The following is a 20992-nucleotide window of genomic DNA, read 5'->3' as shown; positions in this document are numbered from 1 at the left end:
GTATGACAGAAAAAAATGTAGTATTAAGTGCCAAAGATGTGGTCGTGGAATTTGCTGTCCGTGATCGTGTCTTAACGGCTATTCGAGGCATTTCGCTTGATCTTTATGAGGGTGAGGTCTTGGCCTTGGTTGGAGAATCAGGGTCAGGTAAGTCTGTGTTGACCAAAACCTTTACTGGTATGTTGGAAGCCAATGGTCGTGTGGCAAAAGGCTCGATTACCTATCGTGGTCAAGATTTGACTCAGTTGACCTCGCATAAGGATTGGGAAAAAATCCGTGGTCAAAAAATTGCGACTATTTTCCAAGATCCGATGACCAGCTTAGATCCGATTAAGAGTATTGGTAGTCAGATTACAGATGTGATTATTAAACATCAAGGCAAGAGCAAGGACGAGGCTAAACAGATCGCCATTGACTATATGACCAAGGTTGGTATTCCTGAAGCAGACAAGCGTTTCAATGACTATCCTTTCCAGTATTCAGGTGGTATGCGTCAACGGATTGTAATCGCGATTGCCCTTGCTTGTAAGCCGGATATTTTGGTCTGTGATGAACCGACAACGGCTCTTGATGTGACCATCCAAGCACAAATCATTGCGCTGCTCAAATCCTTACAAGAAGAATACAATTTCACCACCATCTTTATCACGCATGACTTGGGTGTGGTGGCAAGTATTGCTGATAAAGTTGCTGTCATGTATGCTGGTGATATTGTAGAATATGGTAGTGTTGAGGATATTTTCTACGACCCACGTCACCCTTACACATGGAGTTTGCTGTCAAGCCTACCTCAGTTGGCTGATGATCAAGGTGTTCTCTTTTCAATTCCAGGAACCCCACCGTCTCTTTATAAGGAGATTAAAGGCGACGCCTTTGCAGCCAGATCGCCTTATGCCATGAAAATTGATTTTGAAGAAGATGTGCCTAGATTTGAAGTGAGTCCTAGCCATTGGGCAAAGACTTGGCTTTTGCATCCTGATGCACCAAAGGTGGAAAAACCAGTCTTGATTCAAAATCTACATGAGAAAATTTCACAAAAATACCAAGGAGGACTAAGGAAATGACTGAAAAATTAGTTGAAATTAAGGACTTAGAAATTTCCTTTGGAGAGGGTAAAAAGAAATTTGTCGCCGTGAAAAACGCCAATTTCTTTATCAATAAGGGTGAAACCTTTTCTCTTGTTGGCGAGTCAGGTTCAGGTAAAACAACCATCGGCCGTGCCATTATTGGACTGAATGAAACCAGTGGTGGTGAGATTGTCTATGATGGTAAGGTCATCAACGGCAAGAAAAGTCAAACAGAGCAACAAGAGCTTATCCGTAAAATTCAGATGATTTTCCAAGACCCTGCTGCCAGTCTTAATGAACGGGCAACCGTGGACTATATCATCTCAGAAGGTTTGTATAATTTTAACCTGTTCAAAGATGATCAAGAGCGTCAAGAAAAGGTTAAAGAGATGATGACTCAAGTGGGGTTGTTGGCAGAGCATTTGAGCCGTTACCCACATGAGTTTTCTGGTGGTCAGCGTCAGCGGATTGGGATTGCCAGAGCCTTGGTCATGGAACCAGAGTTTATTATTGCAGATGAGCCGATTTCAGCATTGGACGTTTCTGTTCGTGCCCAAGTCCTTAATCTTTTGAAGAAATTCCAAGAAGAGAAAGGGTTGACTTATCTCTTTATCGCCCATGACTTATCTGTGGTACGTTTTGTTTCTGACCGTATCGCTGTGATTTACAAGGGGGTGATTGTGGAGGTGGCTGAAACTGAAGAACTCTTCCAAAATCCAATCCATCCTTACACGCAGTCGCTCCTATCTGCCGTGCCAATTCCTGATCCGATCTTGGAGCGTCAAAAGGAATTGATTGTTTATGATCCAAGTCAGCATGATTATAGCACTGATAAACCTGAAATGGTTGAGATTAAACCAGGTCACTTTGTTTGGGGCAATAAAAAAGAGATGGCTAACTATCATGCAAAATTATAATTAAAAAGACAGGTCAACCTGTCTTTTTTGATATAATAGACTAAGGAGGACACCATGAATTTTGAGAAAATTGAGCAAGCCTATGACTTGTTGTTAGAGAATATCCAAACCTTGCAAAATGAACTGCACACCCATAGTTATGATGCCTTGATTGAGCAAAATGCTTATTATCTTGGTGCTGAAACCACTCATGAAACCATCTTAAAAAACAATCAAATCTTGCGTGAGTTAGCCTTGACTAAGGAAGAGTGGCGTCGTGCCTTTCAGTTTATTTTTATCAAGGTCAGCCAGACAGAAACCCTGCAAACCAATCATCAGTTTACTCCAGATAGCATTGGTTTTATTTTGTTGTTTTTACTTGAGAGTCTAAGTTCATCACAAGAGTTGAGCGTCTTGGAAATTGGCAGTGGGACAGGCAATTTGGCTCAGACCTTAGTTAATAACAGTCAGAAAGAGTTAGACTATATGGGTCTAGAAGTTGATGATTTGTTGATTGATTTATCAGCTAGTATTGCTGATGTTATGGATTCAAGCGTTAGCTTTGTCCAAGAAGATGCGGTACGTCCTCAGTTGATTAAACCAAGCGATGTGATTATCAGTGATTTGCCAGTTGGCTATTATCCCAATGATGAGATTGCCAGTCGCTACCAAGTGGCAGCCAGCGATGAGCATACCTATGCCCATCATCTCTTGCTAGAACAATCTTTGAAGTATCTAAAACCTGACGGTCTGGCAATTTTTCTTGCCCCTGTTAATCTCTTAACCAGTCCTCAAAGCGACTTGTTGAAGAATTGGTTGAGCAAGGAAGCTAGTATTTTAGCCGTGATTACCCTACCAGAAGATCTTTTTGGTTATTCAGCTAATGCTAAGTCAATTTTTGTCTTGCAAAAACGCACGGAACAGCCAGTCGAAACCTTGGTTTACCCACTAAGAAGTCTGCAAGATCGTGCTCACTTGTCGGATTTTATGGAAAATGTAAAAAAATGGGTATCAAAGCAAGCCATTTAGATAAAATTTTGGTATAATAAAGATAATAACGCAAACGATTTCAGGAGAGGTGTTTATGTCAAAAACAATTGCAATTAACGCAGGTAGTTCAAGCCTTAAATGGCAACTTTATAAGATGCCAGAAGAAGAGGTTTTGGCACAAGGAATTATTGAACGTATTGGCTTGGGAGATTCAATCTCAACAGTAAAATTCAATGGTAAAAAAGAATCACAAACGCTTGATGTGGTTGACCATGTTCAAGCCGTTAAGTTGGTTTTAGATGATTTGATTCGTTTTGAAATCATTGCTGCTTACGATGAAATCACAGGTGTCGGTCATCGTGTCGTAGCTGGTGGTGAACTGTTCAAAGAATCTGTTTTGATTGATGACAAGGTTTTAGAACAGATCGAAGAGTTGTCATCTCTAGCACCACTACACAACCCAGCTAACGCAGCAGGAATTCGTGCCTTCAAGGATATTTTGCCAGATATTACTAGTGTGGCTGTCTTTGATACAGCCTTCCACACAACGATGCCAGAAGTCGCTTACCGCTATCCACTAGCTGAAAAATATTATACTGACTACAAAGTGCGTAAATATGGAGCACACGGAACCAGCCACTACTATGTTGCTCACGAAGCGGCTAAAATGCTAGGTAAACCAATTGAGGAGTTGAAGATTATTACTGCTCATATTGGTAACGGTGTATCAATTACTGCCAACCTACACGGTAAGTCTATCGACACCTCAATGGGCTTCACACCACTAGCTGGTTTGATGATGGGAACACGCACAGGAGATATTGATCCGGCTATCATTCCTTATTTGGTTGAACATGTTCCAGAACTGAAAGATGCCGCTGATGTGGTTAATGTTTTGAACAAAGAATCAGGGTTAGCAAGTGTATCAGGTCTGTCAAGTGACATGCGTGACATTGAAAATGCCATGGAAGAAGGTCACCAAGGTGCTATTCTTGCTTATAACATGTTTGTTGATCGCGTTAAGAAATTTATCGGTCAATATCTTGCAGTGCTTGATGGTGCAGACGCTATTGTCTTTACTGCTGGTATGGGTGAAAACGGCTGGATGATTCGTCGTGATGTGATTAACGGCATGAGTTGGTTTGGTATGGGTGTTGACCCAGAGAAGAATGTTTTTGGCTTCAAGGGTGACATTTCAAGTGCTGATTCTAAAGTTAAGATTTTGGTTATCCCAACGGACGAAGAATTAGTGATTGCTCGTGATGTTGAGCGTTTGAAATAACATTTTATTTGACGATTAAAAAAGGTATGATGACAATCATACCTTTTATGTTTGCTTAATAAGATTTAATCAAGTCTAGAGTGCTTTTATCCAGTTTTTTAATCAAAGCCTGTAAAAACGCTTGAGCTTCTAGGAAGTCATCAAGGGCATACAGGGTTTGATGGGAGTGGATATAACGAGCACAGACACCAATAGTTGTTGATGGAACTCCTGCATTTTGTAAATGAGAAGCCCCAGCGTCAGTTCCTCCCTTACCACAATAATATTGGTATTTAATCCCAGCCTCTTCAGCCGTATTAAGCAGGAAGTCTTTGAGATTTGGTAGCAATAGATGGCCTGGATCGTAGAAACGAATGAGGGTGCCATCGCCAACTTTGCCTTGGTCGCCATAGACATCACCAGCAGGTGAACAATCCACAGCAAAAAAGAGATCTGGATCAAATTGATTGGTAGCAACCTTGGCACCACGCAGGCCGACTTCTTCTTGAACGGTTGCCCCTGCGATTAGCTGATTGGGAAGTGGGGTATCTTGCAGTTTTTCTAGCAGTTCAGTTACCATCAAGATGCCAAAGCGATTGTCCCAACTTTTACCCATAACATATTTTTGATTAGCAGATAGGATGGTTTCGCTTTGTGGAATGATAACATCACCAGGTCGAATGCCAAAGGCTTCTGCTTCAGCCTTATCAGTAAATCCACCGTCAAAAATAATATCAGAAATAGCTGGCAAGCTAGCAGTTCCTTTGATTAAATGTGGTGGCATGGCACCAGAAATCACTGGGATTTTGTTTCCCTGTCTCGTATAAAGAGTGAAACGTTGAGAGCTGACTGTCAAAGGATTCCAGCCACCAATTTCCACCACACGGAGTGTGCCATCTGCTTGGATATGGCTCACCATAAACCCAACCTCGTCCATGTGGGCTGCCACCATTACCTTGGGAGCATCTGCTAACTGACTATTTTTAATGCCAAACACTCCACCCAATCCATCAGTTTCTACTCGGTCAACAAAAGGTTGCATTTTGCAACGTAAGTGATTTCTCACTGGAGCTTCATGACCTGAAATGGCTTGTAATTCGGTTACTTCTTTAATCTTTGAAAATAAATCTGACATAGCTGCCTCCTTTTCTTCATTATAGCAAAAATTTGTTAGAGTATCAGATAAAGCAGGGTCTTTTAGATTGATTTATGATAAAATAGAGAGTATGAAACAAAAAAAGATAGCCTTACTAGGTCTAACCGGTCTAGCTGCTTGGTTAGTTTATCATAATTGGCAAAAACAAACGACCCAACAAGTTGAAGAAAAAGAAATGACGGATTACCTTCGTCAGTTTTTCAGTCAATTTGGTCAAATCGAGGTGCTTTACTTTAATGATTATCAGCTAGATGATGAAGCACGAACAGGTGGTGTAGTGATGGCAACTGGTCAAAGTTATGAATTTAGCTATTATCAAGGAGACTTTACCTATCAGGAGGTGGCAGATGTTACAACCTAAGACCTTGGAAGAATTGACGAGCTATTTGGCTAGTGAGCAAAAAACAGTTTTTCTCTTTACGGCAGATTGGTGTCCAGATTGCCAAGTGCTGTATCCGAGCTTGCCAGAGATTGAGGCAGAAAATACAGCTTTTAGATTTGTTCAAGTTGATCGTGATCGTTATCTAGACTTGGCTAGAGAATGGGATATTTTTGGCATTCCTAGCTTAGTGGTACGTCAAAATGGACAAGAATTGGCTCGTCTGGTAAATAAACAACGTAAGAGTAAGGCTGAAATCAATCAATTTTTAGCAGAGATTTAAGATAAGGAAGTAGATATGATTTATACCTATAATAAAGAACAAGTCGGAGATGTGTTAATGGTGATTGTGGCTGATGACCAAGGTCAGCTAGTAGCGGTTGAGAAAAAGGGCAAGATTGCTAGAGTATTTCAAGTTGACGGTGGTCAAACGGTTGCTTGGAATATTTTTGAAGTATCTAGTCTGATTGATATAGAAGGAAATGGTCAAGTTTTTCTTAGCGATGAGAAAATCGCAAAATTAAATCAAGAATTAACCTCTCAAGGTTTTACCGAAGTCTTGGTTAATGATTTAAGCCCCAAATTTGTAGTTGGTGAAATTGTCGCCATGGAAGCACATCCAGATAGTGACCACTTAAATATCTGTCAAGTAGCGATTGGCCAAGATCAGATTGTACAGATTGTGGCAGGGGCTCCAAATGCAGCGAAAGGTTTGAAAACGATTGTGGCTCTGCCAGGAGCGATGATGCCAAAGGGTAGTCTGATTTTCCCAGGTAGCTTGCGTGGTGTGGCAAGTCATGGCATGATGTGTTCGCCTAGAGAACTCGCACTTCCTAATGCTCCAGAAAAACGAGGGATTATCGAGTTAGCACCAAGCACACCAGTTGGTCAGGCCTTTGATGCTAAGATTCATTGGCAGGGATAAAATTAAAGAGCAAGTTAGCTTGCTCTTTTTTATTATATTTGTCGAATAATAAGATAAGGAGGTAAGAAAATGTATAATAAAGTGATTTTAATTGGGCGCTTGACGGCTAGTCCAGAATTGATTAAGACGCCAACAGATAAATACCTAACACGAGTGAGTTTGGCAGTCAATCGCCGATTTAAGAATCAAGAAGGGGAACGACAAGCTGATTTTATCAATCTAGTAATTTGGGGTCGCTTGGCTGAAACCTTAGCTAGCTATGCCAATAAAGGTAGTTTAATTTCTGTTGATGGTGAATTGCGTACCCGTAAGTATGAAAAAAATGGCTCTACCCATTATATGACAGAAGTGTTAGTGACAGCTTTACAATTATTGGAGAGTCGTGCTCAGCGAGCTATTCGTGAAAACAACCAATCGAATGACTTGACCGATTTAGTTTTAGATGAAGAACCCCTACCTTTTTAATAAATTTAAGCAGCTAAATTTAGCTGTCTTCGTTTTTTTGAAAACGTTACAAAAAAGAAGACTTTATTCTTGACTAATTCTGACTAAGTGATAAAATAGAAGTATCAATTAGCACTCTATATAAAAGAGTGCTAAAAATGGAGGTAGTTATGTTAAAACCCTTAGGCGATCGTGTTATCGTAAAAGTATTAGAAGAAAAAGAAGAAATGATTGGCGGCTTTGTTATGGCAACAAAATCGACCAACAAACCTAAAAAAGCCGAAATTTTAGCCGTTGGAGAAGGGCCACGCACCATCAATGGTGACTTGGTTACTCCTAGCGTAGCCGTAGGTCAAGTGGTTTTGTTTGAGCAAATGGCAGGTATCGATGTCAAAGATGGAGATGAGGATCTTCTCATCATTCGTGAGGCAGATATTCTAGCGATTGTAGAGTAAAAGGAGTAGATGATAATGGCAAAAGAAATTAAATTTTCGTCAGATGCACGAACTAGCATGGTTCGTGGTGTAGATATTTTGGCTGATACAGTCAAGGTAACCTTAGGGCCTAAAGGTCGTAATGTGGTTTTAGAAAAATCTTTTGGGTCACCTTTGATTACTAATGATGGGGTAACCATTGCCAAAGAGATTGAGTTAGAAGATCATTTTGAAAATATGGGTGCAAAATTGGTGTCAGAAGTAGCGTCAAAAACTAATGACATCGCAGGTGACGGGACAACCACAGCAACTGTTTTGACTCAGGCTATTGTGCGTGAGGGCTTGAAAAACGTTACTGCTGGAGCTAATCCAATCGGTATCCGTCGTGGGATTGAGATGGCAGTTTCAACTGCTGTCGATGAATTAAAAGCCATTGCCCAACCAGTTGCGAATAAGGAAGCCATTGCCCAAGTTGCTGCTGTATCATCTCGTAGTCAAAAAGTTGGTGAGTACATCAGTGAAGCTATGGAGCGTGTTGGTAAGGATGGCGTTATCACCATCGAAGAATCTCGTGGTATGGAAACTGAGCTTGACGTGGTTGAAGGGATGCAATTTGAGCGTGGTTACCTATCACAATACATGGTGACAGACAACGAGAAAATGGTAGCAGATCTTGAAAATCCATTCATCCTGATTACAGACAAAAAGATTTCTAATATCCAAGATATTCTGCCACTTTTGGAAGAAGTGTTGAAAACCAGTCGTCCGCTTTTGATTGTTGCTGACGATGTTGACGGTGAGGCTCTACCAACCCTTGTTTTGAACAAGATTCGTGGAACGTTCAATGTTGTTGCGGTTAAGGCACCTGGTTTTGGTGATCGTCGTAAAGCTATGTTGGAAGACATTGCTATCCTAACTGGTGGTACAGTCTTGACAGAAGACCTTGGTTTGGACTTGAAAGATGCTAATTTGACTCATTTGGGACAAGCTGCGCGTGTTACTGTTGATAAAGACAAGACTGTTATTGTTGAGGGTGCAGGTCAAGAGGCAGATATTCTTAACCGTGTGAATTTGATTAAATCACATATCGAAACAACAACGTCAGATTTTGACCGTGAAAAATTACAAGAACGCTTGGCTAAATTGTCAGGTGGTGTCGCAGTGATTAAGGTCGGTGCGGCAACAGAAACTGAACTGAAAGAGATGAAACTTCGTATTGAAGATGCTCTTAATGCAACGCGTGCAGCAGTTGAAGAAGGTATTGTTTCTGGTGGTGGAACAGCCTTTGTTAATGTGATTGCTAAGGTAGGCGAATTGGATCTTGAAGGTGATGAGGCGACAGGTCGCAATATCGTTCTTCGTGCCTTGGAAGAGCCAGTTCGTCAGATTGCGCTTAACGCAGGTTATGAAGGATCAGTGATTATTGATCGTTTGAAAAATAGCCCAGCAGGTACAGGATTTAATGCAGCTAATGGTGAGTGGGTTAACATGGTGGAAACAGGTATTATCGACCCTGTCAAAGTTAGTCGTTCAGCCCTTCAAAATGCAGCGTCTGTAGCGAGCTTGATTTTAACAACAGAAGCTGTTGTTGCCAATAAACCAGAGCCAGCAGCACCTGCTATGCCAGCCATGGATCCATCAATGATGATGTAAGAAATGATAAAAGAGAGTAGTTGACTACTCTCTTTTTGATGTCGTTTTAAAATGTGCTTCAAAAGTTTTGGACGTGGTGGTTAGGGTGATTTTTTCTCTGGTTAGGGGGTGGGTAAATGCTAGTTTATGGGCATGTAGCATGAGTCGCTTGCTTTCTTTTCCATAAAGGGGGTCGCCAACCAAGGCGAAGCCATGATGACTAAGGTGCACTCTAATTTGGTGGGTACGACCAGATTCAAGTTGGCAGTTAACTAAGCAGCTTTTTTCAAACTGTTTTAGTCTGCTAACATGGGTTTTAGCTGTTTGCCCATGTTTTTTATCGACTAGACGCTTACGCCTGTCATGACGGTCACGTCCGATTTTGTCAGTGTAAGTTATGGTTTTATGTGGAAATTGTCCTTCAACTAATGCCCAATATTGCCTAGAAATCTGTCGTTTTTCTAAGAGCTGATTGAGAATTGGTAGAATAAAGGGATTTTTGGCAAAAAGAATCAGTCCACTGGTTTCACTATCTAAGCGATGAACAACATAACAGGTCTGTCCAGCATAAGCTGACACATGGTTAAGTAGGGCCAGTTCATCAGGTTGATTGGCATGGGTTTTCATCTTTTCAGGTTTATTGACCACGATCAAATGCTCATCTTGGTAAACACAATCAACTAATTTCTTATCTCCAAACAGGATATTTTTTTGAGGGTAATCTTCTTCATCAAATGTTAATGTAATCACATCTCCCATCTGAACAGGGCTTTGCCAGTTGATTTGTTGTCCATTGATAAGCAAGTGCTTTTTGGTGCGAAGAAAATGTCGAATCTTACGTGGAACTAGCAGATGGTTCTCTAGCAATTCTTTGACAGTGCAGGTGGGAAATGGACTGGTTAGTGTTACTGTAAATGTCATGTTTTTATTATAGCACGATTGTGCCTATCGTCCTATATTTTGTCCAGAATGGTTTTCTTCTGCTGATTTTAAGGAAACTTGGTATAATGTAAACATGAAAATAATGCAATTACTTAGAAAAAAATCAACAAAACAAGTTTCAGATATTGAAGAAAGGCAAATTGAAGATGCTTCTTATCAAGACAGAGAGCAAGAAAACGATGTGACGTCTTCGGCTTATCAACGTAGCCAGTCTTATCAAGAAAAGGAAATGCATCAACCAGCGTGGTTTAAACGATTCAAACGTTTAATGCCATCTCCTCGTCACCCACTTCGTCGCTTTTGGCGACGTTATCGCTTAGGTAAGATATTGCTGATTTTTACGGTCAGTTTTGCTCTTTTGGCAGGTAGTTACCTCTTTTATCTGGCTAAAACAGCCAATGTGCGTGACTTACAAGAAGCACTTAAAGCGACAACACTTATCTATGATAAAAACGGTGAGCAGGCAGGAACGCTTTATGGACAGAAGGGGAGTTATGTTGAGTTAGATGCGATTTCTGATGATTTGGAAAATGCGGTTATTGCAACAGAAGACCGTAGTTTTTATCAGAATGATGGCATTAACTACAAGCGAACCCTTCTTGCCTTATTGACCTTGGGACGTTCAGGTGGTGGGTCAACCATCACGCAACAGCTAGCTAAAAATGCCTATCTAACCCAAGACCAAACTATCAAACGTAAGGCGAGAGAGTTCTTTTTAGCTTTGGAGTTGACCAAAAAATATACCAAGCAAGAAATCTTAACCATGTATCTGAATAATGCTTACTTTGGTAATGGTGTTTGGGGTGTTGAAGATGCCAGTCAAAAGTACTTTGGCACAAGTGCAGCCAATTTGAGCTTAGATGAAGCAGCTACTTTGGCAGGTATGCTCAAAGGGCCTGAGATTTTCAATCCCTACTATTCTCTGGAAAGGTCAACCAACCGTCGTAACACCGTTTTACAAAACATGGTAGCTGCTGGTATGATTGGGCAGGAAGTGGCAGATCAGTCGGCAGAAGTTGGCATGGACAGTCGCCTTGCTGATACCTATACAGGTAAGGCTGATAATTACCAATACCCATCTTATTTTGATGCCGTAATCAATGAAGCCATCTCAGTATATGGCTTGAAAGAAGAAGATATTGTTAATAATGGCTATAAGATTTATACTGAGTTAGATCAGAACTATCAAGTGGGCATGCAAACAACCTTTAATAATACGAGTTTGTTCCCAGTGGCTGCTGATGGTAGTAGTGCTCAAGCAGCCAGTGTTGCCCTTGATCCTAAAACAGGTGGTGTTCGTGGTCTAGTTGGTCGTGTTAATTCGACAATTGATCCGACCTTTAGGAGTTTTAACTATGCCACTCAATCAGCAAGAAGTCCTGGCTCAACCATTAAGCCCTTGGTCGTTTATAGTCCTGCCATAGCAACAGGTTGGTCGATGACGACGGAATTACCTAATAGCCCAATAGATTTTAATGGTTATCAACCCAATAACTATGGTGGCTATACCAGTGACGATGTACCGATGTATCAAGCTCTGGCCAATTCCTACAATATTCCAGCCGTTTATTTGGCCAATCAACTGGGAGTTGATCAGATGTTCAGTTATGGGAAAAAGTTCGGCCTTGATTTTAGTCAGACTCAGAAAGAGCTAGGAGTTGCTCTTGGTGGTAGCGTGACCACTAACCCACTAGAAATGGCTCAAGCCTATGCTGCCTTTGCTAATGATGGGGTCATGAACAAGGCTCATTTGATTACACGAATTGAAACCGCCAGTGGCGAGTTGCTTAAAGAGTATAAACCAAGTGCTAAGCGAGTGATGAGTAAATCAGTTGCAGATAAGATGACTAGCATGTTGCTTGGAACCTTCTCTAATGGTACAGCAGTCAATGCTAATGCTTATGGCTATACCTTGGCTGGTAAGACAGGAACGACAGAAACGGATTTCAATCCTGACTTGGCGAGTGACCAGTGGGTGATTGGTTACACACCAGATGTGGTAATTAGCCAATGGGTCGGTTTTAGTGAAACCGATGAGAGCCATTATTTGAGCGATTCAAGTGCCGGAACGGCATCCTATATTTTCAGTAATCTAGCAAGCTATATTCTACCTTACACCGATGGCACGTCCTTTAGTGTGAGAAATGTCTATGAGCAAAATGGGATTTCGCCTGTTTACAGTATTGATACAGAAACAGAAAGCAATTCACAATCTATTATTGATAGTTTGAGAGATTCAGCCAAGCAAGCTCAAGAACAAATCAGCCAAGCTGTTGAAGAAGCCAATCTTCCACAGAAAGCTCAAGACTTGTGGAATCGTGTGCTGAATTATTTACAATAGCTCCCTACTCTTTTCAAGTAAAACATGTTATAATAAAAGATATTTTAGCCCTAATGACCGTTTAGGGCTATTTAGATAAAGACCAAGTCACAGGAGAAATTTATGTCTTACTACAATCACAAATCTGTCGAGCCTAAGTGGCAGGCTTTTTGGGCAGAAAACCAAACCTTTAAGACCACCAATGACCCCAATAAACCAAATTTTTATGCCTTGGATATGTTTCCGTACCCAAGTGGAGCAGGGCTTCATGTTGGGCATCCAGAAGGCTATACGGCAACGGATATTTTAAGTCGTTATAAACGTGCTAAGGGGTATAATGTGCTTCATCCTATGGGATGGGACGCTTTTGGCTTACCTGCTGAACAGTATGCTATGGATACAGGAAATGACCCAGCAGAGTTTACCGCTCAAAATATTGCCAACTTCAAGCGTCAAATCAATGCCCTTGGTTTTTCTTACGATTGGGAGCGTGAAATCAACACAACTGATCCCAACTACTATAAGTGGACGCAGTGGATTTTTACTAAACTTTATGAAAAAGGCTTGGCCTATGAAGCAGAAGTTCCTGTTAACTGGGTTGAGGAGCTAGGCACTGCTATTGCCAATGAAGAAGTCTTGCCAGATGGCACTTCTGAGCGTGGTGGCTACCCTGTGGTGCGTAAGCCAATGCGTCAATGGATGTTGAAAATCACTGCCTATGCGGAGCGTTTGTTAGAAGATTTAGAAGACCTTGACTGGCCAGAATCAATCAAAGACATGCAACGCAACTGGATTGGGAAATCAACAGGGGCGAACGTTACCTTTAAGATTAAAGACACCGATCATAGCTTTACCGTCTTTACAACTCGTCCTGACACCCTATTTGGTGTGAGTTATGCGGTCTTGTCACCAGAGCATGAATTGGTAGATATCATCACCAGTCCAGAGCAAAAAGAATTGGTTGCTGACTACAAGCATCAAGCCAGCTTAAAATCTGACTTGGCGCGTACCGATCTTGCTAAGGATAAGACAGGTGTTTGGACAGGAGCTTATGCTATCAACCCAGCCAATAATCAAGCAGTGCCAGTTTGGATTTCAGACTATGTACTGGCTAGTTATGGAACAGGGGCAGTTATGGGGGTACCAGCCCATGATGAGCGTGATTGGCAGTTTGCCAATCAATTTGACCTACCAATCCTTCCAGTGATTGAGGGTGGCGATATTAGCCAAGGAGCTTACACTGAAGATGGTATCCATATCAATTCAGATTTCCTAAATGGATTGGATAAGGCAGCAGCGATTGATAGCATGTTGACTTGGTTGGAAGAAAAAGGTCTTGGTCAAAAACAAGTCACTTATCGCTTGCGTGATTGGCTCTTCAGTCGTCAACGCTATTGGGGTGAACCAATTCCAATTGTTCATTGGGAAGATGGGACAAGTACTGCCCTATCAGAAGATGAACTACCACTTGTTTTGCCAAAAACAGATAATATCAAACCGTCAGGTACAGGAGAAAGCCCACTAGCCAATCTGACTGACTGGTTGAGTGTGACGCGTGCAGACGGTGTTAAGGGTCGTCGTGAAACCAACACCATGCCACAGTGGGCTGGTTCAAGCTGGTATTATTTGCGTTATATTGATCCAAAAAATAATGACAAACTAGCTGACGAGGACTTGCTCAAGGCATGGTTGCCAGTTGATGTTTATATTGGTGGTGCAGAACATGCAGTCCTTCATCTCTTGTATGCTCGTTTCTGGCATAAATTCCTTTATGATTTGGGAGTTGTGCCTACTAAAGAGCCGTTCCAAAAACTCTTTAACCAAGGGATGATTTTGGGAACAAGCTATCGTGATGGTCGTGGTGCCTTGGTCGCTACGGACAAGGTTGAAAAACGCGAGGGTGCCTTCTTCCATGTTGAAACTGGCGAAGCACTAGAGCAGGCACCAGCTAAGATGTCGAAGTCCTTGAAAAATGTCGTCAATCCAGATGATGTCATTGAAGCCTATGGTGCTGACACCCTTCGTGTCTATGAGATGTTTATGGGACCACTTGATGCGTCGATTGCTTGGTCAGAAGAAGGGTTAGAAGGTGCTCGTAAGTTCCTTGATCGTGTCTATCGTTTGATTATGACCAAGGAAACCACAACTGAAAACAATGGAAAACTTGACAAGGTTTATCATGAAACCGTTAAAGCAGTAACCGAGCAGGTTGAAACCCTTAAATTTAACACGGCGATTGCTCAGATGATGATTTTTGTCAATGCTGCAAACAAGGAAGACAAGCTCTACCTTGACTATGCCAAAGGTTTTGTGCAGTTGATTGCTCCATTTGCCCCTCACTTGGGTGAAGAGTTGTGGCAGGCTCTGACGTCTTCAGGTCAGTCTATTTCTTATGAACCGTTTCCTGTTTGGGATGACAAGTACTTAGTCGAAGATGAGATTGAGATTGTCGTTCAACTCAATGGTAAGGTAAAAACCAAGTTGATTGTAGCAAAAGACATGGAGCGTGATGCCCTTATCGAGCTAGCTCAAACAGATGACAAGGTACAAGAAACTCTTGCAGGTAAGACTATCGTCAAAGCTATTGCCGTACCAAACAAGTTGGTTAATATCGTTGTGAAGTAGTCTTGTAGAGAAAGCAGATAATAACAATCAACTCCCAGCTAGTTTTCTAGTTGGGAGTTTTTCCTAGTTTTAAAAAGAAAAATAAAAAATGAAGTGTTCCTTTTAGAGTACTTTTATGTTATAATAATAAAAACTAAAATCAGTGAGGAAAACAATGCAAATAGATTATAGTCCACTTTGGGAATTATTAATATTAAAAAAGATTTCAAAGAAAGAATTTAGAAATAGAACCAAAATTGCTTCAAGTACCTATTCAAAACTCATTAATAATCAAAATGTAACAATAGAAACTATAAGCAATATTTGTGGAACTTTAGAATGTAATATTGAAGATGTTGTAAAAATTGCTACATATAAAAAGAAAAGAGTACTTTCATTATTTAGTGGATGTGGAGGGATGGATATAGGGTTCGAGGGTGGTTTTGAATGTTTTAAAAAGTCAATTAATGAAACTATGCATCCTAATTGGATTAAAGTAGACTCAGAAAAATGGGTTAAGTTAGAAGAAACAGGATTTGAAACAGTATTTGCAAATGATATTAGACCAGATGCAAAAGCAGCATGGGTATCATATTTTAATAAAAAATATGATAATGCTAATGATATTTATCATGTAGAAAGTATAGTTGACATTGTAAAAAAAGCTAAAGCAGAAAATAATATTTTTCCTAATAATATTGATGTAGTTACAGGAGGGTTTCCATGTCAAGATTTTTCTATAGCAGGTAAACGAAAAGGTTTTAATTCTGAGAAAAGCCATGATGGTGGTAAATGGGAGATTGAAAAACCAACAGTAGAAAATAGAGGACAACTTTACATTTGGATGAAAGAAGTTATAAATTTAGTAAAACCAAAGATCTTTATTGCTGAAAATGTTAAGGGATTAGTAATGTTGGAAGATGTAAAAGAAATAATTGAAAATGATTTTTCAACAGCTGCTGAAGGAGGATATATAGTTTTACCTGCAAGAGTTTTACACTCAGCTAATTACGGGGTACCACAATCTCGTGAACGTGTGTTTTTTTATGGTTTTAAGAAGAGTGCATTAAAACCAGAAGCTATTTTAGCACTAGAAAATATTCAATTTTTTCCAGACTATGACCCATATCCATATCCTACGCATAATTATAATGTAGGTATAGATAATTTATATGATTTTGTAACAAATAGAGAAATTTTAGACGATTTATTAGAGCCTGATAAGACAAATGATTTATCTCAAATGAAATATTCGAAAGCAAAATATTTATCAAAAGGACAAGGTAATACTGAGATTAAACTTGATAATATTGCTCCAACAATAAGAGCAGAGCATCATGGAAATATAGAATTCAGAAGATTGAGTAAAGAAAATGGTGGATTAAATTTTGATGAATTAGACTTAGGAATGCATCAAAGAAGATTGACAATAAGAGAGTGTGCTAGAATACAAACTTTCCCAAATGACTATCAATTTATTTTAGATAAAACAAAAAATAATGTTGCAGTAAGCGCAAGTTCAGCTTATAAGCTTATTGGTAACGCAGTTCCATGCGTTTTAGCTTATAATATTGCAATGAGATTATCTAAAAATTGGAATAAATATTTTAAATAGCATTAAATTTTACTTATTAATAATGAAAATTGTTTTTGAGATTGTGTTATTTTTTTATTAAATTTTTAACTTTGTTTTTAAAGTTACTTTGTTGTTCTTTAGAAAGCGACTCATATTTATCTAAGAATAAAAGAATAAATTTTCTAAGATTATTATTGAACCATGGTTCGTTATCTTTTACTCTAGAGGAAGTAAAAAGAATATCAATCCAATTATTTGAAAGAAAACTTTGCCAATCATAGATAATACTTTGTTTTGATATTAAATCATTATCTTGATTAAATCTTAAATTATCATTGCTAACAATTCTATGCTTCTTGTTCCAATTACATAATGAGTCAAAAGAAACTTCTGGTCTAGGACTTCTATCAGGAAATGGTATTTTAGTAGTAATAGCATTGATATATTGTCCAGTTGTAATATTTATAGTTGATGAGCGTTTAATAAATATTACCCATTCATTTGGATCAATTTGTTGGACACTAGATCCAGGAATAGTATTTTTTTTGGTTGATTTTAGTTCAATAGGTATATATTCAATACTATTATTTATATTTAATTCAAAACATAGGTCAGGATTAGTATAAATTGACTGCTTTTTTTCTTTAATATTTTGTTTTACTTCGTCGGATATTTCGTCAGGTAATAAAACAGAGTTTATTGATATGTTTTTAAGGGATTTCACATTATAATTATTAGTATTTGTAGTGACAGTAGCAATATCAAATGTTTCTGGAATTGAAGAAAAGTTAGATTCAATTTCTTGTTTTAAATACTCTTTTAGTGGTCTATCAGTATTTGCTTCATCTGATTGAAATGGAATTTCAGCTATTTCCTCTTTTTTCGACTGCAAATGCTTTTCTAATGCAAACATATATACTCTCATAAAATTTTCAATAGGTGAATTCATAATTAGCTCCATATGATACTCTTTACATTTTGTGAAAAGGGCTATTGATAGAAAAAATAAAGTGATCTTTACTATCTTTTTAATAATTCTATTATATCATAAAAGGTTTGAGTTTTATTTTTTAGGAATAAGCTAAAAAACCTTGTGAGCAGGTCAATTCCTTTTGGGATTCATCACTCTTGTGAGGACGTCAGCCTTTTTTGGGCAAACTAGACCAAGCTAGTTAGACAGGTTAATTTCTTTTGGGCTTGAGAGTATTAGTAAAAATCATCGCAGGAACTCTTTTTTTGTTATAATAAACAGAACATAGGTTGGAGGGGATTTGATGGAAAAAGAACAGCTAATCGCAGATACGAGATTGGTTATCAGAGATATTTTGGAGCAAAGTGGATTAAAAAAGGGGCAGATTTTTGTGCTAGGTCTGTCAAGTAGTGAGGTTGTTGGTGGTGTGATTGGTCAGGAGTCCAGTAAAGAAGTAGGGCAGTGGCTTGTGGCGACCATTTTAGAAGAAGTGACAAAGATAGGTGCTCATCTGGCGGTACAGGGATGTGAACACCTCAATCGTGCCTTGGTAGTCGAGCGTGATCTTGTCCACACCTACGGTTTGGAAGAAGTCAATGTCATTCCCCAACTTCATGCAGGGGGCAGTGGCATGTTGGCAGCCTACGAATTGATGAAAGATCCAGTGGTGGTTGAAGAAATTGTGACCCACGCAGGTCTAGATATTGGCGACACGTCTATCGGCATGCACGTCAGGCGAGTTCAGGTGCCTTTACGTCCCTGTCTGCGTGAACTAGGACAGGCCCATATCACCGCCCTAACCAGTCGCCCAAAACTGATAGGTGGTGAGCGTGCCGTTTATCATCCTAATCAGATAAAAAAATAACAGGTAGTTATTAACTACCTGTTATTTTTGTTTGAAATCATCTAGTAGATTTTCCATGAGAAGTTTAATCTCTTCCAAGGTTAAGATTTGCTGAGTTTCAACCATATCAATCAGAACAGTCAAAATGATACTGGCAAATAATTTTGCTTTTAGTGCTTGATGTGATTGGTTTTGAGAAGAAATCGTTTTGTAGTAGTCCTTTTCAATAGTTGTTAATAAGTCTTGCTTGAGATTGATTTCTTCTGTTTGAATGGTTAGTAAGGCTAAAAATAATGTTCGATGTTGAGCAAAAATATCTAGCTGCTGATTAACCGTCTCAAAAAGATTAATTTTGTCAGATGTTTGATGGTATCTAGCATCCAATAATTGCTTGATTTGTTCAATCAGTTGTTGATTAAGTTGTTGTGCCAAGTCATATTTATCTAAATAATGACGATAAAAGGTCGCACGATTGATTAAGGCCCTATCTAGAATATCTTGGATAGTAATTTTAGAAAATGGTTTTTCGTTTAATAGGACAATAAAGCTGTCAATAATATTTTTTTTGGTTTTTATGACTCGTAAATCCTGATTATTCATAGGTCACATTATGACAAAAATAAAAAATACTGTCAATATAAAACAAAATTAGGCAAACTGTTGCATAAGCAATAATTTGGATCGTTTTATTGATTGAAAGAGTGAAAAAAGTCTCGTATAATGCCATTATCTTATGAAAGAAGGTATCATTATGATTCGTTTATTTATCCGTCGTTGGTATGATTTTGGTTTTGTTGCAGGACTTTTGACCATTGTTTTTTTAGTCTTTAATTGGTCACAGTTGGATGTCATGGTGCGTATTCAATTACTAAGTTTTATGGCTTTATGTTTTCATCAGTTTGAAGAATATCATTTCCCTGGTGGTGAACCAGCGATTATCAATCGTGTCTTTCAACATAAAAATACGATTCCAGGATTAGAGGATCGTTATCCTTTAAATCAATTTTCAGCCATGTTGGTGAACTCTTTATATACGTTTGTTCTCTATTTTCTACCAGCTTTTATTCCAAACGTGATATGGTTTGGAATGATGCCTATTCTTTTGGGCTTGGCTCAGTGTTTACTTCATGGTATTGTTGCTAATAAGCTCTTGAAAACTTACTATAATCCAGGTCTTGCAGCCTGTTTATTGCTTCATTTACCGATTGGTATCTATTATATTTATTATGTAACGAGTAACCATTTAGCAACAGGTTGGGATTGGTTTTTTGGCTTTACTTATACGATTTCAGCATTTTTAATTTTATTAAATTGGATGACCTATAAAGTCCTACCAAATACAGCAACCAAATATCCTTTTGAAGCTAAAGAAATGCAACGCTTCAATATGGATCAACGTGTTAAGAAGCTGTTCAATAAATGAAATGGTATCTAATATAATTGGTATTACTTTGGTGGCTTTCCATCAGCTTAGGAATATAGGTATGTCTGGAGAAGTAGAAAAAGGCGATCGCTATCCGTTATTTATCAGTGGTATTTTATTTAGTTAAACCATTATGTTAGATTGATTTATCACTTATTTTAATCTAGCCCAAGTCATTGTTCATGGTTTTATCATGAACAGAAAGATGATAATGCTTCCGCTCAGACGCTAGTAAGTAAAAACAGATGATACTCAATCATCTGTTTTTATTTTAGTCAAGGCTTGCTGATATTTTGGGAAAAAGTGGAAATAAATGCTGTCATGTTGGTCAAGTCTTGCCCAAAACTCGACACGAAAAACCAAGTGACTGAGTGGGTTCAGACAAGCACCTTTAATATCAGGAGTTAGAGAATGCTGACGCAGAAAATGTTGTTCCTTGTCATGGATTGCCAAAACAGCTTGCCTTAATTGTGCGACATCTGTTTCCAGAGAGATAGGAAGATCCACTTGTAATCGGATAGCTTGTAAGGAGCGATTGCTCACTAGAGTGACTTGACGATTGGGCAGGGTGTGGAGCGTGCCATCCTTATCAAGAATTTGTGTGGTACGAATGCCGATTTGCTTGACCGTACCAGAAATCGTGTTGATTGTTACTCGGTCACCGACATCGTATTGCCTTTCCAAAAGGATGAAAAAGCCGTTGATCACATCGGTTAAAAACCCCTGTGCCCCTAGCCCAAAAGCCAAACCAGCCAGTCCAGCCCCTGCTAGTAAACTTGAGATTGGCACTCCCAAGATAGCTAATGCCCAGTAACCTGTAAAGAAATAAAGCAAATAATCCAAACTATTGGTCAGCAGTGATGCTAGGGTCTGTTGTCGGTTAATGTCTTGTTGGGTGACACGAAGGGATTTCCAAATGAAACGGTGAGCTATTGCATGAATGAGCTTTTTAAGTAACCAACAAGCCAAGGCTAAACTGACAAGAGCTAGGCATTTTTGCCCCACCAGATTGATGACACTTGACCACTCAACTGTCTTTAGATAAGAATTAAATGGAATCATGAGGCTAGTCTAACAAAAAAAGTTAAGGAAATCTAGTGACAAAAGTAGGAGATTTCCTGACAAATAA

The 20992-nt window shown here is 39.1% G+C and carries 20 protein-coding genes; 15 read left to right on the top strand and 5 right to left on the bottom strand.

All coding sequences use genetic code 11. The features are described from left to right. Nucleotides 1-2: 2 nt before the first annotated feature. The 4 genes from FRX54_RS03775 to FRX54_RS03760 are packed head-to-tail and all read left to right on the top strand — an operon-like array spanning nucleotide 3 to nucleotide 4235. On the top strand, nucleotides 3-1064 hold the full coding sequence (locus tag FRX54_RS03775; RefSeq protein ID WP_146461226.1) for an ABC transporter ATP-binding protein: 1062 nt from the start codon (nucleotides 3-5) through the stop codon (nucleotides 1062-1064). After that, the gene (locus FRX54_RS03770) at nucleotides 1061-1984 is read left to right on the top strand and encodes an ATP-binding cassette domain-containing protein (protein WP_146461224.1); all 924 of its coding nucleotides are present in this window, start codon (nucleotides 1061-1063) and stop codon (nucleotides 1982-1984) included. The genes FRX54_RS03775 and FRX54_RS03770 overlap by 4 nt, the downstream gene beginning before the upstream one ends. 54 nt (nucleotides 1985-2038) lie before the next feature. Continuing rightward, nucleotides 2039-2992 (top strand): class I SAM-dependent methyltransferase, encoded by a 954-nt coding sequence (locus FRX54_RS03765; RefSeq protein WP_146461221.1) that lies wholly within the window; start codon nucleotides 2039-2041, stop codon nucleotides 2990-2992. 55 nt (nucleotides 2993-3047) lie between these two features. Further along, the gene (locus FRX54_RS03760) at nucleotides 3048-4235 is read left to right on the top strand and encodes an acetate kinase (protein WP_146461219.1); all 1188 of its coding nucleotides are present in this window, start codon (nucleotides 3048-3050) and stop codon (nucleotides 4233-4235) included. Between the two features lie 55 nt (nucleotides 4236-4290). Here FRX54_RS03760 and pepA read toward each other — a convergent pair whose 3' ends face one another. Next, entirely contained in the window at nucleotides 4291-5349 is a 1059-nt protein-coding gene (gene pepA, locus FRX54_RS03755; RefSeq protein WP_146461217.1) for a glutamyl aminopeptidase, read from the bottom strand. 91 nt (nucleotides 5350-5440) lie between these two features. Between pepA and FRX54_RS03750 the strand changes: the two genes are divergently transcribed. The 6 genes from FRX54_RS03750 (at nucleotide 5441) to groL (ending at nucleotide 9205) form a co-directional block, all read left to right on the top strand. Next, on the top strand, nucleotides 5441-5731 hold the full coding sequence (locus tag FRX54_RS03750) for a DUF4651 domain-containing protein (protein WP_146461215.1): 291 nt from the start codon (nucleotides 5441-5443) through the stop codon (nucleotides 5729-5731). Then, nucleotides 5718-6032 (top strand): thioredoxin family protein, encoded by a 315-nt coding sequence (locus FRX54_RS03745; protein WP_146461213.1) that lies wholly within the window; start codon nucleotides 5718-5720, stop codon nucleotides 6030-6032. The genes FRX54_RS03750 and FRX54_RS03745 overlap by 14 nt, the downstream gene beginning before the upstream one ends. Nucleotides 6033-6047: 15 nt before the next feature. Further along, nucleotides 6048-6674, top strand: coding sequence for a YtpR family tRNA-binding protein (ytpR, locus tag FRX54_RS03740; protein ID WP_146461211.1), 627 nt, complete (start codon nucleotides 6048-6050; stop codon nucleotides 6672-6674). Between the two features lie 69 nt (nucleotides 6675-6743). After that, nucleotides 6744-7139: a single-stranded DNA-binding protein gene (locus FRX54_RS03735; protein ID WP_146461209.1), complete on the top strand. Its 396-nt coding sequence runs from the start codon at nucleotides 6744-6746 to the stop codon at nucleotides 7137-7139. 149 nt (nucleotides 7140-7288) lie between these two features. Continuing rightward, nucleotides 7289-7573, top strand: a complete 285-nt coding sequence (gene groES, locus FRX54_RS03730) for a co-chaperone GroES (RefSeq protein ID WP_146461206.1) — start codon at nucleotides 7289-7291, stop codon at nucleotides 7571-7573. A gap of 15 nt (nucleotides 7574-7588) precedes the next feature. Beyond that, on the top strand, nucleotides 7589-9205 hold the full coding sequence (gene groL / locus FRX54_RS03725; RefSeq protein ID WP_146461204.1) for a chaperonin GroEL: 1617 nt from the start codon (nucleotides 7589-7591) through the stop codon (nucleotides 9203-9205). 24 nt (nucleotides 9206-9229) lie between these two features. On the opposite strand, the gene FRX54_RS03720 is transcribed toward groL, so the two are convergent. Next, nucleotides 9230-10105 (bottom strand): RluA family pseudouridine synthase, encoded by an 876-nt coding sequence (locus tag FRX54_RS03720; protein WP_146461202.1) that lies wholly within the window; start codon nucleotides 10103-10105, stop codon nucleotides 9230-9232. A gap of 94 nt (nucleotides 10106-10199) precedes the next feature. Between FRX54_RS03720 and pbp2a the strand changes: the two genes are divergently transcribed. The 3 genes from pbp2a (at nucleotide 10200) to dcm (ending at nucleotide 16665) form a co-directional block, all read left to right on the top strand. After that, nucleotides 10200-12467 carry a penicillin-binding protein PBP2A gene (pbp2a, locus tag FRX54_RS03715; protein WP_146461200.1) on the top strand — a complete coding sequence of 756 codons (2268 nt, stop codon included), beginning with the start codon at nucleotides 10200-10202 and terminating at the stop codon, nucleotides 12465-12467. A gap of 102 nt (nucleotides 12468-12569) precedes the next feature. Continuing rightward, nucleotides 12570-15071 carry a leucine--tRNA ligase gene (gene leuS / locus FRX54_RS03710; protein WP_146461198.1) on the top strand — a complete coding sequence of 834 codons (2502 nt, stop codon included), beginning with the start codon at nucleotides 12570-12572 and terminating at the stop codon, nucleotides 15069-15071. Nucleotides 15072-15225: 154 nt separating this feature from the next. Next, entirely contained in the window at nucleotides 15226-16665 is a 1440-nt protein-coding gene (gene dcm / locus FRX54_RS03705; protein WP_146461196.1) for a DNA (cytosine-5-)-methyltransferase, read from the top strand. Between the two features lie 46 nt (nucleotides 16666-16711). Here dcm and FRX54_RS03700 read toward each other — a convergent pair whose 3' ends face one another. Further along, complete coding sequence (locus tag FRX54_RS03700; protein WP_146461194.1) at nucleotides 16712-17575, bottom strand: hypothetical protein; 864 nt, start codon at nucleotides 17573-17575, stop codon at nucleotides 16712-16714. 325 nt (nucleotides 17576-17900) lie between these two features. Between FRX54_RS03700 and FRX54_RS03695 the strand changes: the two genes are divergently transcribed. Then, nucleotides 17901-18461 (top strand): TIGR01440 family protein, encoded by a 561-nt coding sequence (locus FRX54_RS03695; RefSeq protein WP_146461192.1) that lies wholly within the window; start codon nucleotides 17901-17903, stop codon nucleotides 18459-18461. Nucleotides 18462-18482: 21 nt separating this feature from the next. Here the strand turns inward: FRX54_RS03695 and FRX54_RS03690 are convergent, their stop codons facing one another. Next, nucleotides 18483-19040, bottom strand: coding sequence for a TetR/AcrR family transcriptional regulator (locus FRX54_RS03690; RefSeq protein WP_146461190.1), 558 nt, complete (start codon nucleotides 19038-19040; stop codon nucleotides 18483-18485). Between the two features lie 151 nt (nucleotides 19041-19191). Here FRX54_RS03690 and FRX54_RS03685 point away from each other — a divergent pair, with 151 nt between their 5' ends. Then, on the top strand, nucleotides 19192-19863 hold the full coding sequence (locus tag FRX54_RS03685) for an HXXEE domain-containing protein (protein WP_222430371.1): 672 nt from the start codon (nucleotides 19192-19194) through the stop codon (nucleotides 19861-19863). Between the two features lie 252 nt (nucleotides 19864-20115). Here FRX54_RS03685 and FRX54_RS03680 read toward each other — a convergent pair whose 3' ends face one another. Then, the gene (locus FRX54_RS03680) at nucleotides 20116-20925 is read right to left on the bottom strand and encodes a mechanosensitive ion channel family protein (RefSeq protein WP_146461188.1); all 810 of its coding nucleotides are present in this window, start codon (nucleotides 20923-20925) and stop codon (nucleotides 20116-20118) included. Between the last annotated feature and the right edge of the window lie 67 nt (nucleotides 20926-20992).

It is taken from the genome of Streptococcus sp. sy004 (assembly GCF_007859205.1).
Classification (GTDB): Bacteria; Bacillota; Bacilli; order Lactobacillales; family Streptococcaceae; genus Streptococcus.
Note: the sequence above shows the minus strand (reverse complement) of the source record. Positions and strands in the feature narration are given on the sequence as shown.

Excerpts from the sequence above, each read along its gene's own strand:
- FRX54_RS03775 (WP_146461226.1), top strand. The coding sequence starts at position 3 with ATGACAGAAAAAAATGTAGTATTAAGTGCCAAAGATGTGGTCGTGGAA.
- FRX54_RS03770 (WP_146461224.1), top strand. The coding sequence starts at position 1,061 with ATGACTGAAAAATTAGTTGAAATTAAGGACTTAGAAATTTCCTTTGGA.
- FRX54_RS03765 (WP_146461221.1), top strand. The coding sequence starts at position 2,039 with ATGAATTTTGAGAAAATTGAGCAAGCCTATGACTTGTTGTTAGAGAAT.
- FRX54_RS03760 (WP_146461219.1), top strand. The coding sequence starts at position 3,048 with ATGTCAAAAACAATTGCAATTAACGCAGGTAGTTCAAGCCTTAAATGG.
- pepA (WP_146461217.1), bottom strand. The coding sequence starts at position 5,349 with ATGTCAGATTTATTTTCAAAGATTAAAGAAGTAACCGAATTACAAGCC.
- FRX54_RS03750 (WP_146461215.1), top strand. The coding sequence starts at position 5,441 with ATGAAACAAAAAAAGATAGCCTTACTAGGTCTAACCGGTCTAGCTGCT.
- FRX54_RS03745 (WP_146461213.1), top strand. The coding sequence starts at position 5,718 with ATGTTACAACCTAAGACCTTGGAAGAATTGACGAGCTATTTGGCTAGT.
- ytpR (WP_146461211.1), top strand. The coding sequence starts at position 6,048 with ATGATTTATACCTATAATAAAGAACAAGTCGGAGATGTGTTAATGGTG.
- FRX54_RS03735 (WP_146461209.1), top strand. The coding sequence starts at position 6,744 with ATGTATAATAAAGTGATTTTAATTGGGCGCTTGACGGCTAGTCCAGAA.
- groES (WP_146461206.1), top strand. The coding sequence starts at position 7,289 with ATGTTAAAACCCTTAGGCGATCGTGTTATCGTAAAAGTATTAGAAGAA.
- groL (WP_146461204.1), top strand. The coding sequence starts at position 7,589 with ATGGCAAAAGAAATTAAATTTTCGTCAGATGCACGAACTAGCATGGTT.
- FRX54_RS03720 (WP_146461202.1), bottom strand. The coding sequence starts at position 10,105 with ATGACATTTACAGTAACACTAACCAGTCCATTTCCCACCTGCACTGTC.
- pbp2a (WP_146461200.1), top strand. The coding sequence starts at position 10,200 with ATGAAAATAATGCAATTACTTAGAAAAAAATCAACAAAACAAGTTTCA.
- leuS (WP_146461198.1), top strand. The coding sequence starts at position 12,570 with ATGTCTTACTACAATCACAAATCTGTCGAGCCTAAGTGGCAGGCTTTT.
- dcm (WP_146461196.1), top strand. The coding sequence starts at position 15,226 with ATGCAAATAGATTATAGTCCACTTTGGGAATTATTAATATTAAAAAAG.
- FRX54_RS03700 (WP_146461194.1), bottom strand. The coding sequence starts at position 17,575 with ATGAATTCACCTATTGAAAATTTTATGAGAGTATATATGTTTGCATTA.
- FRX54_RS03695 (WP_146461192.1), top strand. The coding sequence starts at position 17,901 with ATGGAAAAAGAACAGCTAATCGCAGATACGAGATTGGTTATCAGAGAT.
- FRX54_RS03690 (WP_146461190.1), bottom strand. The coding sequence starts at position 19,040 with ATGAATAATCAGGATTTACGAGTCATAAAAACCAAAAAAAATATTATT.
- FRX54_RS03685 (WP_222430371.1), top strand. The coding sequence starts at position 19,192 with ATGATTCGTTTATTTATCCGTCGTTGGTATGATTTTGGTTTTGTTGCA.
- FRX54_RS03680 (WP_146461188.1), bottom strand. The coding sequence starts at position 20,925 with ATGATTCCATTTAATTCTTATCTAAAGACAGTTGAGTGGTCAAGTGTC.